Here is a 13,629-nt window from a genome sequence, read left to right as displayed (position 1 = left end):
TGGACGAAAGTAAAGGCGGAATTGGAAGAAAAAAAAGCCCGAAGATTCTTTCGAAGAATACTCGGGCTTCAGAGTCGTACGGCGATTTATAACGGGAATTATAAATCCATTTTAGATATCGTCGTTTCCGGCTTTTGCTTAACTCTTCCGGCTGAAATTTAAGGTCTTTCAGCCGGAAGAAACGGAGCTTTCAGTTTACTTCAGTAACTGGAGAACCGTTTGCGGTTTCATATTGGCCTGAGCCAGCATCGCGGTCGCAGCCTGAGTCAGGATCTGGTAACGCGTGAAGCTAGTCATTTGCTCGGCCATATCGGTATCGCGGATTCTGGATTCGGCCGCTTGGATGTTCTCATAAGCGTTCATGAGACCTTTCGCTGCGTGTTCCAGACGGTTGTAATACGCACCCAAGTCCGCTCTCTGTTTAGAGATGGAACGGAGCGCATCATCGGCCAATCCGATTACCGAGTTCGCCTTGCCGGCAGTAGAAAGAGAGATAAACGTTAAAACGGTCGGGTTTCTAAGGCCCAATGCCGCCGTATTCATCGTTTCAATGTAAACTCTTTCTCTTTGGTGCATGTTTGCACCCATGTGAAACCACATACTCGCAGTTGGATTCAATCTTGCGAAAGCTCCGGTAAGGAGTTTCATTTTGTTGAATTCAGCTTGAGAAGCGATTCGGTCGATCTCATCGACCAACTGGGAAACTTCCACTTGGATCTGTTGTCTGTCTTCCTCGGTATAGATACCGTTGGCAGCTTGAACAGCAAGAACCCGGATTCTCTGAACGATTTCATGAGTTTCCTGGAGATATCCTTCAGTAGTCTGTATCAGAGACATACCATCTTCAGTGTTCATTTCCGCTCTTCTGAGACCCAGAATCTGAGTTCTCATTTTTTCGGACACTGCAAGACCGGAAGCATCATCGCCCGCGCGGTTGATTCTCATTCCGGAGGACAACTTCTCGATGTCCTTTCCCATGTTTTCGCTATTGAACTTCAATGTTCTGTGCGCGAAAATGGCACTGACGTTATGGTTGATAATCATTCGGTTCCTCCTTGAATCCGATTCCCTTAAAAAGGGGGTAATGATTTTTCAAAGGTCTTCCTTGACCTTTTCAAAGAATCCATCGACGCGTCCGTAAAATCCGATAATGCACTTTTTTTGGCGATTCTATGATAAAAAACCGCTTCCTATCGGATTTCGCTATGTCGCGTGAAAGGATCGTAAGCGCGCGGGAATTTTTTTTGATTCTTTGCTGAAACGAGTTTCTTAGAATGGTACTCGGACGGAGTTTTCATGTTAGAAAAGATCTATTTAGCCAATCCTAGAGGATTTTGCGCCGGTGTGAAGTATGCGATTACGTATGTGGAACAGGTTCAGGCGAATTCCGCGGAACAGATTTACGTCCGTAAAGAGATCGTACATAACCGCCGCGTTGTGGAAGACATGAAAAAGCGAGGAATCCGTTTTATCAACGATCTCGACGAAGCCCCGGATGGAGCGACGGTCGTTTTTTCGGCGCACGGTGTGGCTCCTTCCGTCGTCGATGCCGCAAAAAAAAGAGGAATGAAGATCGGAGACGCGACCTGTCCTCTGGTTACACGCGTTCACAGAAAAGCGCGCAAGATCAAAGATACGCACCAAATCATCTACATCGGACACGAGGGACACGACGAAGCGATCGGAACGATGGGAGAAGCGGAGATGTTTCTCGTAGAATCCGCCGAAGACGTAATCGCTCTCAAGGAAAAAATCGATCCCGGAAAACCGCTCACCTATTTGATGCAGACCACCCTTTCCGTTGCGGACACGAAGAACGTAGTGGATGAAATCGCGAAGACGTTTCCTTTTGTCGAACATCCCGCGAAAGACGATATTTGTTATGCGACCACCGAAAGACAGGAAGCCGTTTCTTTGATGATGGACGCGATCGACGCGATGCTCGTGATCGGCGCGGATAACAGTTCCAATTCTCTTCGTCTTTTGCAGCTCGCTCAAAAATCGAAACCGCATTCCTTCAAAGTGACGGGGGCGGACGATCTTTCCAAAGAGTATATTCAAAATAATGAAATTAGAATTTTAGGATTAACCGCCGGCGCTTCCACTCCTCAGGTTCTCGTGGACGAAATCATTTCTAAACTCAAGGTGTTTTATCCGAACGCGGAAGTGGAATTGTTTCCCGGTTCGAGAGAAGATTCTATGAATTTTAAACTTCCCGGAAATCTTCTCAGCTGATCCGAAAATCGCGTCAAAAAGCGACATAGAAATCCGCGTAAACTTCGCTCCACTCCTTAAGGAATGGAGAATTTAGGAAATTTCTTTTTTCCTGAATTTCATCGATTTTCTTTCAAAATCGCAAGAAATCTCATCTCGCCTTTATTCCACTTTTTGCATTTAAGAATTTTGTATTATTTGAATATGGAATTCGCCTCTTCGACGAATAAAATCATTGATCTTTTTGTAAAATTGAGGATGTTGTCGGGCCGTGGAACGCGATCTGACAAACTTCAGGCATTCACAAGAACTTTATGAAATTCTGGTAAATCAGATTTCGGATTCCATATTGGTCACGGATGCCGATCTGGAAGTTCCCGGCCCGAAGATCATATTCGCAAACCCGGCTTTCTGCAAGATGACCGGCTATCAACCGGAGGAATTGATCGGGCAATCTCCTCGAATTCTGCAAGGCCCTCTCACCAATCGCAAAATGATGATCGATTTAAAACGATCCCTTTCCCAAGGAAGGGATTTTTCCGGAGAAACGGTCAACTATAAAAAAGACGGAAGTCCATACAACGTGGAATGGCGCATCTCCGCGATTCGCGATTCGTCGGGAAAAATTTTATACTTCATATCGATTCAAAGGGACATTACTGAAAAAGTAAGAAAGGGGGAATCCGCCACAAGACGTCTCCGTTTGGAAATGGGAATCACATCCGCCACGCAGATTCTTTTGTCCACTTCCGTGGATTTGAAAATTCTAAAATACGCGATGGAGCAGTTTTTGGTTTTTGTCGATTCGGAGAGATTGTATCTGTTTAAAAATTCGGAGAATGCGGATTCCGCGGAACTGTATCTCGAGGTAGTCGACCCATCTCTCGATGCGTCCGAATTTCCGATGATCAAAATCGTATCCTATAACAACGAATACATACGTTGGAAAAAGGTATTTTCCTCGGGCGGATATCTACAAGGGAACGTTGCCGAGTTTTCGCAGAATGAAAAACGGTTTTTCGACAAAAGGGAAACGCGTTCCGTAACTTTGATTCCACTGTTCGTTTCCAACGAATGGTTCGGTTTTGCCGGTTTTGAAAATTTTAAAACGACCAAGACGTTAAAGGAGGAGATATTCACGATTAGAACCTTTGTGGATCTCATCAGCGTCTTTTTGGAACGAAAAAACGTATTAGAGGAATTGAAAGTTCATCGGGAATCCTTGGAGGTTCTCGTGGAACAAAGGACCGAAGAGTTGAATCGGCAAAAAGAAATGGCCGAAAAGGCTAATAAAGCGAAATCGGAGTTTCTCGCGAATATGAGCCACGAACTGAGAACGCCGCTGAATTCCATCATTGGCTTTTCCAGGTTGATGCATCTTCCGGATGAAATGGAACGGGAGAATAAATACAAGGAACTGATCTTTCATTCCGGAGTTCATCTTCTCAATATCATCAACGATATTCTGGACGTTTCTCGAATCGAAGCGGGAAAATTTTTGTTAAACGAATCAGATTTCGATCTCAAAGAACTTACCTCCACGTCCGTCGAGATGATCCTCGGCCAGGCGATCACCAAAAAAATCGGAATGAGATTCCAATGGTTACCCGAGGACGCGGATTTTGAAATCAAGGCGGATCCGAAACGGATTCGACAGGTGGTGTTGAATCTTCTTGGAAATGCGATCAAGTTTACCGATGCGGGCGGAGAAGTCTTAGTTCGTTTAATCAAAACGGAGGAAGGATACGAGCTTTCCGTACAGGATTCGGGAATCGGAATTCCAACGGACGAGGTTTCCAGAATTTTTGAAACGTTTTATCAGGTTAAAACCGAGGATCACACTGCGGAAGGAAGCGGACTTGGTCTGCCGATCGTAAAACGGATCGTGGATGCGCACCGTGGTTCGATCGAAGTGGAGAGCGAACTCGGAAGCGGAAGTAAGTTTACCGTACGCCTGCCCATTTCGTTCGGAGCTCACGATTCAATTACGACCGCGATCGAACAAAACGGAGAATATTCGAAAAACGTTACGTCCTCTCCCGAAGCGGTATATCCGGAAGAACTCAAGAATTTAAGCGTCATTCTCTCGATTCAGGATAGAATTTATGCTCGGGCAATCGAAAGATATTTCATACACAACGATCAAGAATTTATTTCACTCAGAACTGCGAAAGATTTTTCCAAAATTCCACAAAAAAACCTCGATTCTCATAGAATCTTGATATATGATACACGTCTTCTATTGGAGGAAACGGAAGTAGTCCGATCGTTGAGAGATCTCTTACTCGGAGAATCCAAATTCAAACATCTCGTTCTTCTTGAAACCGCGGATATCCCTCTTCCGTTTCAGGAAGATCTACTTCCTTTTTTTCCGGACTATACGATCCAGAACCCGTTTTCCCTAGACAAGTTGAAATCGATTTTGATTGAAATTCAGAAGGAGATATATCTTGGAGATCGAACTGAAAAAGAAGAATATTCTTCATAGGATTCCGAACGATCCGATTTTGATCGTAGAGGACAAAAAAGAAAATAGCATTCTCTTGGAAAGTCTCTGCGACGAACTCGGCGTTAAACACGATGTCGCGTCCAATGGAGCCGACGCGTTACAGATGATTCAAGATCGAAAATATTCTCTTTTTATTTTGGACTTGATGATGCCCGTGATGGACGGAGGTTCTTTTCTCGTAAAACTTAAGGAAATAAATCCCAACGCGGTCGTCTTGGTGCAAACCGCGAACGACAGCAACGAAAAGATCATAGAGATCATGAAGTTGGGAGTGTTCGATTATATTATCAAGCCTATCTATCCTGAGATCTTTCTTAAAGTTCTTCAAAAAGCTTTGAACTACTGTTACTTAAAGAACATGGAAGAGAACCTCGCCGAGATTGAAGGACAAAAACTTCGAAGCCAGCTCGAATGGTTAACTTATAAAGAAACAATTCGAAAATCGGACGGAGAATCGTTTGAAAAAAACTCAATTTATAGTCTTAAAACATCACTTTCTCAAGGAAGCGGAATTGGAGCGATGACCAGCCTATTGGATATGATTGATTCGGTAAAGATTCCCGAAGGGGGATATTACAAGGTTGATAAAGAGATTTTGGATTTACTTTTTGCTAACAATCAGATTACGAAAAATATGCTTTCCGGCTTGGAAAAACTTTTAAACTTGATCGACGATAATTTCGTATCGCAGACGATTTCGTCGAAAGACATCATCGATAAGATCGCTGAAATTCCTGAACCACTCAATGCCTTCCTTCTCTCGAAAAGAAATTCCGTCAACCTACCGGTATTTAAAAGAGAATATAAGGTAAACGTAAACCTTCCTCTGCTCTACTTGGCGATGGAGGAATTATTTCTCAACGCTTATAAATATTCCTCGGCGAACTCCCCGATCGAAATCTTTACGAACATCAACCAAAGTTATTTTTGTATTACTTTCAAGAATCGCGTGGATGCAAAACCCTACGGAGGAATTCCGGAAAAATTCGAACAGCTCGTCATTCAGCCGTTTTTCCGAATCTATCCGCCGGTAGAAAGCGTGAGTCACCTCGAAAAATTCGGACTCGGTCTCGGACTGACGGCCGTGGATCATATAGTCCGCAAACATCACGGCCTATTTTTTATTCACAATGCGAACGATCATACTTCGGAAGAAGTAAGTTTATGCGTTCTTGCGGAAATCTTTTTGCCGTTGGTTTAATTAAGGAGAAACAAATGAAACGTATTCTTATCGTGGACGACTCGGCGGTTTTTAGGAAGATACTCAATCTTCATCTGAGCGGTTCCGATTTCGATATCCTGGAAGCGGTGGACGGACAGGACGGTTTGAGTAAATTACAAAACGATAAAGTCGATTTGATCGTCAGCGATATGAACATGCCGAACATGGACGGAATCACTTTCGTAAAAGAAATCAAGAAAGATCCTAAGAATAAATTTACGCCCATAATAATGCTGACCACGGAATCGCAGGAAGACGTCAAAAGCCAAGGACTTGCCGCGGGTGCGCGTGCCTGGCTTACGAAACCGTTTTCACCCGAAGAATTGGTTCAAACCATTCATAAGCTTCTTCCCTAAAAGTATATGCCGTTTTCATTATTTACAAACCGGACCGAAGAGGAATTCGAGGGTTCGACCTCGGTAGGATTAAGGTTGAATCTGGAAGGAGAACTTACGATCTACGAAGCTTCCGAACTAAAGGGCAAACTCGACGCCGTTCGAAAGGATTCTTACTCTTTTTTGGAAATCGATTTGAGTAAGGTAACGAAGATGGATACGGCATGTCTACAGATCCTTTTGGTTTTGAAAAAAGAAGCCAAAACGAACGAAACTAACGTGCGTTTGGTGAATCATAGCCATAGCGTTTTGCGTCTGATCGATCTCTACGGTCTTACCGGTTTTTTGAGGGATAAGATCCGACTTTCAAAAGATGAACTGAAGGAGTTTTCGTTCCGTTACGGAACGAGTAAAGACTGAGTATGGATCTTTCCGAAGTAAGGGATACGTTCATATCGGAATCGGAGGAACTGCTTTCTTCGATGGAATCGAGTCTTCTGATATTGGAAAAGGATTCGAAAAGCAGCGAAGAGATTCATTCCGTATTCCGGGCGATTCACACGATTAAAGGAACTTCCGGAATGTTCGGATACGAACCGATCGAAAAGTTCACCCACGAGGTGGAAACGATTTTGGATCGGATTCGTTCGGGGAAACAAAATCTCACCAAGGAAGGAATCGAATTCTTATTTTTGGCGTGCGATCACATCAGAGGTCTTGTCGAGTCCGTGGGAGAAACTTTGGTTTTGGATTCGAAGATGTCCCGAAGACAGGCCGAGCTTATGTCGGTGGCTAAAAAGATTCTTTCGGATAACGTCGAAAACGGTACCCAATCCGCTCCATCGGTCACATCGACTCCTTCCGAACCTGGCGTGGAAAAACAAACGATCGGATCGAGTTCCAAATATTGGCAAATCACGCTTGTACCGAATCTTCATCTATTCGAATCCGGGATGGATCCCTTTACTTTCATTAAATATCTATCCCAATCCGGCAAGATCAAACACGTATTCGTTTATCCGGAGTCGATTCCCGACTGGGAGGATTTTAATCCGGAACATTCCTATCTAGGTTTCGAAATCTCTTACGAGACCTCTTCGCAAGGAGAAGAGATCGAATCGACACTTCAATTTTTAAGAGAAGGCGGTTATATAAAAATCCTATCCCCGGGATGTGGACTGGATCGATTCGAAGAAAATTGCAATGATTTTCCTTTCGGAAAGAACGTGTATTTGAACGCGCTTGAAATCCAGAAGGTTTTAAGCGCGGAAGAGATCGAAACCTTGATTCATTCCGCTGGAACTACGCCAAGCCCCTCTTCTCCCGATTACAAGTCCGTATTGAACGAAACAACATCTTCTACTCTCGAGAATGGAAAGGAATCGGAAGCCTTAAAGATGCAGACGAAAACGCTGCGGGTCGATTCCGCAAAGATAGACACCTTGATAAGTCTTGTCGGCGAATTGATCACTCAAGAAGCCAATCTGAGTAGAAAGGTCGTCGATACGGGAGATACACAGCTAATCGAAGGTTCCGAATCCTTGTATCGACTCGTAAGCGAAATCCGCGAGTTCGCATTGAGTCTACGCATGGTTCCGATCGCGGATCTATTCGAGAAATACAAACGCGTCGTGCGCGATCTTTCGAAAGAATTAAATAAGCGAGTCGAACTGGAGATTTTCGGCGGCGAAACCGAACTGGATCGATCCGTTATAGAGAAGATCGCGGACCCGATCGTTCATATCCTTAGAAATGCACTCGATCACGGACTTGAAACTTCCGAGGAGCGGATTCGAAAAGGAAAGCCCGAAATCGGCAAACTTAGAATTCAGGCCAGCCACGGAACCGGAAGCATCTTGATCGAGATCAGCGATGATGGAAAAGGACTTGATAGCGAACGAATTTTGGAAAAGGCAATTTCCAAAGGATTGATCGCAAAGGATCAAATCCTATCCGAGTCGGAAATATATTCTTTAATCTTTCAGCCCGGTTTTTCAACGGCGGAACAAGTAACCAACCTTTCCGGAAGAGGTGTAGGAATGGACGTGGTTCTAAGAAACATCGAATCATTGCGCGGAACCGTTCAAATTCAAAGCGTAAAAGACGGAGGGAGTTCTTTTTTAATCCGACTGCCTCTGACTCTCGCGATCATAGACGGATTTCTGATCAAGGCTTCGGGAACCTATTTCATCGTTCCGATGCAGCTTGTTCGCGAAACTGTCGAATCCAAAGTCGTTTTGAACGGCTCATCCTCGGGAACGATGAATCTTAGGGGGGAACTTCTCCCGGTTTTGAATCTTTCCGGATTCCTCTCTTTGGAAAATGAAGAATCAGAAAAAGAGAATATATTGGTTTTAGAATATGAAGATAAGTCTTTCGGTATCGTAGTCAACGGACTTCACGGAGAAGTCCAATCGGTGATCCGACCTATGGCAGAAATATTTAAGAATATCAAAGTTTTTAGCGGCACTTCCATTTTAGGAAGCGGAGAAATCGCGTTTATATTGGACGTTCCGGGTCTGTACAACGCGATTCGGGATCAGGAACAGAATAAAAACCGGGAATTCGCGACGAAATCGCTTTGATTGATTCGGATTCATTTTAAGTATTTTGAATATGGAGAAATTTTATGTTTCGAAAAAATTTGGGAATATGGATCGGATTGGCTATCACAATCAACGGATTCGTTTTTTTATCAGTACAGAATTTTAGAAATTCGATTCCCGAAAACGGTTTTCAGTCCGAGTCTGCAAAAAACCTGGAATCGGTAAAACGTTCCGCGGAGGTTTTGCTGAAGGCGGACGAATCGCTCGGTAAATTCTCCCTAGATATCTCCCTAGGAAAGGAAAAGGAACACCTTCTTTCCGATTTGGATGAAATCCGAAAGAATTTGGACGCATTGCATTCTCTTCTCTCCGATTCGTCTTCCAAAGGAGACGTTTCGCTACAACGTCTGGAAAAAAAGATCGATTCGCTCTCCAATGCGACGGAACAAGTAAAGAGCAAAATCTCCGTTTCGAAGGATTTGAGAAAGGATCTTCCTTCGTTTTTGAACGCAGATTTTTCGGCGGATCTTTCCTCGTTTCGTGAAGTGAAATCCGAGATTTTGAGTCACTTTCTGAAATACGGCGAAACTGCGTCTGCGATTCCCGCTGCAACGGATCATTCTTTCTGGATTACGATTGTTGAATATACCGTAATTTCAATTCTTCTGGTCGCTCTTCTTTGGTGGTTCAACCGCAGTAGCCAAAGTACCATCCTTAATTTGGAGCGCGAATTTTTAAGGATGCGGACCGCCCTTGATAACGTAACTACGAATATCATGATGGCGGATAAAAGTTTGAACATCGTCTATATGAACAAGTCGATCCGTACCATGTTTCAGACGGCGGAAGCGGATATCAAAAAGCAATTCGGTAACTTCAATCCTTCCAAGTTGATAGGAATGAACATCGACGGTTTTCACAAGAATCCGGCTCACCAAAGGGGGATTCTCGAAAAATTTACGGATACGTTCCGTTCATCGATCAATATCGGAGGAAGAACTTTTGATCTGATTGCAAATCCTATCATTGATGAAAAAGGAAACCGCTTAGGATCCGTGGTCGAATGGAGCGATGTTACCGAACAAAATAAAATCGCCGAACAAAGGAGCATCGAAAACGAGGAACTGGTTCGGGTCAAAGTCGCATTGGACAACACTTCCACAAACGTAATGATCGCCGATAACGAATTCAATATCCGTTATATGAACAAGGCGGTCATACAGATGTTTCAGGTCGGGGAAGCGGATATCAAAAAACAATTCGCGCACTTCGATCTCAAAGCATTGATCGGCTCGAGCATCGATCAATTTCATAAAAATCCGACCCATCAAAGAGGTTTGTTGAACAGTTTCACTGCGGTTCATAAGGCTACCATCAAGATCGGCGTAAGAACTTTCGATTTGATCGCGAATCCGATTTTAGACGCGAACGGTAAACGACTCGGCTCTGTAGTGGAATGGGCGGATGTTACGAACCAAATTGCCGTTCAGGAGGAAGTGGAAGAAATCGTAAATGCCGCCGCGAAGGGGGATTTTACCACCCGAATTTCACTGGAAAGGAAGAGCGGATTCTTTTTGAATTTGAGTCAATCGCTCAATCAGCTTTTGGAAGTAAGCAATCGCGGATTGAACGAGGTTGTGGACGCGTTGGAACGAATTTCCGCCGGCAATCTTACCGAAAAAATCACGAACGAATATCATGGAACTTTCGGAAAGCTGAAGGAATACTCCAATACTACCATGGACAAACTGAACGAAATTATCGGTGACATCATCGTTCGTTCTTCAAGTCTCGTGACGTCCGCGAGCGAAGTTTCTTCCACCGCCAATTCATTGAGTCAGGGCGCTTCGGAACAAGCCGCGAGTGTCGAAGAAACGACTTCTTCCCTGGAGGAGATGACTGCGTCCATCGATCAAAATGCGCAGAATTCCCGTCAAACGGAACAAATCTCTTCCAAGTCCTCGAAAGACGCCGAAGAAGGCGGCGCATCGGTCATCGAAACGGTAAAAGCGATGAAGCAGATCGCGGAAAAGATCAGTATCATCGAGGATATAGCCTATCAAACCAACTTACTCGCGTTAAACGCAGCGATCGAAGCCGCTAGAGCCGGAGATCACGGAAAGGGATTTGCGGTTGTAGCCTCCGAAGTCCGTAAACTGGCGGAAAGAAGTCAAAAATCCGCGAACGAAATCAGCAGCTTAGCGGGAAGTAGCGTTGCGATTGCGGAACGGGCCGGAGAGCTTATATCCCAAATCGTTCCATCGATTCGAAAAACGGCGGATCTCGTTCAAGAGATTACCGCAGCGAGTGACGAACAAGCCTCGGGCGTTTCCGAAATCAATAAGGCGATGGGACAATTGGATCAAGTATCGCAGCAGAATGCATCCGCTTCGGAAGAATTGGCCGCTATTTCCGAGGAGATGAACGCACAAGCCGAGCAGCTGAGAGAGTCCGTCTTGTTCTTTAAGATATTGGAAACGGACGGAAAACGAATGACCAACGGAGGCGGAATCTTAAAGAGTCCATCGGTGAGTTTAAAACGGGAAACTGCGAAACCGAAATCGGACTCGATGCGAGTATCGCCTCTCGCGGATAAGTTCGAAAAATATTGAAGAGGAAAACGAATGAACTCAATGGAAGAAAACCAGTTTCTGACGTTTTGTCTCGGCGATGAACATTATGGAATCGGAATATTGCACATCAAGGAAATCATCGAATATTCCGGTTTGACTACGGTTCCGCTAATGCCAGAATTTATTCCCGGAGTTATAAATTTACGGGGTAACGTGGTTCCTGTCGTCGATTTAAAGCATAAATTCTTTAAGAGCAAGATCGAGCCGGATCGGAAAACATGCGTGATTATAGTCGAACTTCATTCGGGACGGGACGGAGATAGAAAGGAGAAAACGGATTTAGGAATCCTTGTCGAATCCGTAAACGAAGTCGTTTCGATTTCGGGGAGCGATATAGAGCCCGCTCCTACCTTCGGTTCCAAGATCAAAGTGGATTTTATATTGGGGATGGCCCGTCAAGAGAACGGATTTATCATCATCCTCAACACGGATAAAATTCTGAATCTGGAAGAATTGACTTCTCTGGAAGAAAACCAATCGGCGGAGGCGTTGGCGGAGAAAGCATGACGGAACCGGATATAGTTCGGGATTTGTTTTTACAGCCCGGAGGTTTTTTTTGGGGGAGAAGAAATATTCGGATTCGAACCCTTCTTGGATCTTGCGTTTCGATTTGTTTTTGGAATCCTTCGCTTTTATACGGAGGAATGGCGCACGTTATGCTTCCTGCCCGTCCGGTCTCCGATACGAGTTCAACCTTGAACGCAAAATACGCGGACGATGCAATTCGGTTGTTTTTCGAAAAGATAGAACAAACTGGAGGCAGAAACGGTCAGTATCAGATCAAACTTTTCGGAGGCGCTTCGATGTTTTCCAGCGACGAGGAGAAACTTCTGGAGATCAAATCTGTTCGAGATATAGGAATGAAGAACATACACTCCATTAAGGATTTATTAAATGCAAATCATCTCCCGATAACCTCCGAAGATCTGGGCGGATTTTCCCATCGGAGAATTTATTTTACTCTTTGGGACGGGGAAATCTATGTGGAAAGGCCGGAGTCGCCGTGATACAGGTTTTTATCATAGACGATTCAGCGGTCGTTCGTCAGGTTCTCGCTCAAATCTTGAGTAAAGATCCCGAAATCGAGATTATCGGGTCGGCCTCCGATCCGATTTTTGCGGCTGATAAACTCTCCGCAGTTTGGCCGGACGTTTTTATACTCGACGTTGAAATGCCTCGCATGGACGGGATTTCCTTTTTGAAAAAGATCATGTCCGAAAAGCCGACGCCCGTGATTATCTGTTCTTCCTTGGCGGAAAAGGAATCCGAAACCGCCGTTCTGGCAATGAAACTCGGAGCCATCGACATCATCGAAAAACCGAAGGTCGGATTAAAACATTTTCTGGAAGAATCCGAAATTCTTTTCATCGATTCCGTCAAAGCCGCACACGCTTCCGTTTCGCGAATCAAACTTCATGCTTCTCAAAACGTGGATTCCAAATTTTTTGAAACTCACAAACAAACCAAGGCGGATTTTTCAAAGATCAGTACGACGGATAAGTTGATTGCGATCGGAACGTCAACGGGAGGAACGCAGGCGCTTGAATACATTCTTACTCGTTTGGACGTTCATTGTCCAGGAATCGTGATCGTTCAACACATGCCTGAAAAATTCACGGAAGCTTTTGCGAATCGCCTGAATCAAATCAGCAAGATTCAAGTCAAGGAAGCGAAGGACGGGGATCGAATTCAGCTCGGTTCCGCATACATCGCACCCGGAAACAAACACATGGAGGTTTATCTAAGCGGCGCGCAGTTTCATATCCGCATTTTGGACGGACCTCTCGTCAATCGTCATCGGCCATCGGTGGATATCTTATTCAACTCCGTGGCAAAGGTCGCGGGTAAGAATGCGAAAGGAATCATCATGACCGGAATGGGAAACGACGGAGCGAACGGACTTTTAAAGATAAAACAAACCGGCGCCGCTACGATTGCGCAGGATGAAGCAAGCTGCGTCGTTTTCGGAATGCCGAAGGAAGCGATCTTGAAAGGAGCTGTGGATACGATTCTTCCCTTGTCCAAGATCGTAAAAGAGGTTCAGAATTTTTAAAACCTTGAACGGACGCATCGCGAACGGATACAAAAAGAGCATATAATGTTTTCTTAATTCAACCGAATGCAGAAAACGCGCATAACGGCTCGATACGAATAACCGCGAACTTTCCTG

The 13,629-nt window shown here is 44.6% G+C and carries 9 protein-coding genes and 3 pseudogenes; 11 read left to right on the top strand and 1 reads right to left on the bottom strand.

Translation table 11 applies throughout. From position 1 onward, the window contains the following. Nucleotides 1–195: 195 nt before the first annotated feature. Complete coding sequence (locus LFX25_RS09235; protein ID WP_118956865.1) at nucleotides 196–1,044, bottom strand: flagellin N-terminal helical domain-containing protein; 849 nt, start codon at nucleotides 1,042–1,044, stop codon at nucleotides 196–198. 252 nt (nucleotides 1,045–1,296) lie between these two features. Between LFX25_RS09235 and ispH the strand changes: the two genes are divergently transcribed. The 11 genes and pseudogenes from ispH (at nucleotide 1,297) to LFX25_RS09185 (ending at nucleotide 13,512) form a co-directional block, all read left to right on the top strand. After that, nucleotides 1,297–2,235, top strand: a complete 939-nt coding sequence (ispH, locus tag LFX25_RS09230; protein ID WP_238729982.1) for a 4-hydroxy-3-methylbut-2-enyl diphosphate reductase — start codon at nucleotides 1,297–1,299, stop codon at nucleotides 2,233–2,235. Between the two features lie 250 nt (nucleotides 2,236–2,485). Next, a pseudogene (locus tag LFX25_RS09225) lies at nucleotides 2,486–4,175 on the top strand (PAS domain-containing sensor histidine kinase); the annotation flags it as partial. Nucleotides 4,176–4,255: 80 nt separating this feature from the next. Continuing rightward, a pseudogene (locus LFX25_RS20935) lies at nucleotides 4,256–4,702 on the top strand (PAS domain-containing sensor histidine kinase); the annotation flags it as partial. Then, entirely contained in the window at nucleotides 4,665–5,924 is a 1,260-nt protein-coding gene (locus LFX25_RS09220) for a hybrid sensor histidine kinase/response regulator (RefSeq protein ID WP_238729980.1), read from the top strand. The pseudogene LFX25_RS20935 and the gene LFX25_RS09220, both read left to right, overlap by 38 nt. A gap of 14 nt (nucleotides 5,925–5,938) precedes the next feature. After that, a complete protein-coding gene (locus LFX25_RS09215) occupies nucleotides 5,939–6,301 on the top strand; it encodes a response regulator (RefSeq protein WP_238729979.1) in 363 nt (120 codons plus the stop codon). Between the two features lie 6 nt (nucleotides 6,302–6,307). Then, complete coding sequence (locus LFX25_RS09210) at nucleotides 6,308–6,700, top strand: STAS domain-containing protein (protein WP_238729978.1); 393 nt, start codon at nucleotides 6,308–6,310, stop codon at nucleotides 6,698–6,700. Nucleotides 6,701–6,702: 2 nt separating this feature from the next. Further along, on the top strand, nucleotides 6,703–8,865 hold the full coding sequence (locus LFX25_RS09205) for a chemotaxis protein CheA (RefSeq protein ID WP_238729977.1): 2,163 nt from the start codon (nucleotides 6,703–6,705) through the stop codon (nucleotides 8,863–8,865). A 215-nt stretch (nucleotides 8,866–9,080) separates the two neighbouring features. After that, nucleotides 9,081–11,438, top strand: a pseudogene (locus LFX25_RS09200) (methyl-accepting chemotaxis protein); the annotation flags it as partial. Nucleotides 11,439–11,450: 12 nt separating this feature from the next. Next, nucleotides 11,451–11,966, top strand: coding sequence for a chemotaxis protein CheW (locus LFX25_RS09195; RefSeq protein ID WP_135780773.1), 516 nt, complete (start codon nucleotides 11,451–11,453; stop codon nucleotides 11,964–11,966). Next, nucleotides 11,963–12,466 (top strand): chemotaxis protein CheD, encoded by a 504-nt coding sequence (locus tag LFX25_RS09190; RefSeq protein ID WP_238729975.1) that lies wholly within the window; start codon nucleotides 11,963–11,965, stop codon nucleotides 12,464–12,466. The genes LFX25_RS09195 and LFX25_RS09190 overlap by 4 nt, the downstream gene beginning before the upstream one ends. After that, nucleotides 12,463–13,512 (top strand): protein-glutamate methylesterase/protein-glutamine glutaminase, encoded by a 1,050-nt coding sequence (locus tag LFX25_RS09185; protein ID WP_238729974.1) that lies wholly within the window; start codon nucleotides 12,463–12,465, stop codon nucleotides 13,510–13,512. Before LFX25_RS09190 ends, LFX25_RS09185 begins: the two co-directional genes overlap by 4 nt. Nucleotides 13,513–13,629 lie beyond the last annotated feature (117 nt).

This window comes from Leptospira sanjuanensis, from assembly GCF_022267325.1.
Lineage (GTDB): Bacteria > Spirochaetota > Leptospiria > Leptospirales > Leptospiraceae > Leptospira > Leptospira sanjuanensis.
This window is presented reverse-complemented; position numbering and strand designations above follow the sequence as displayed.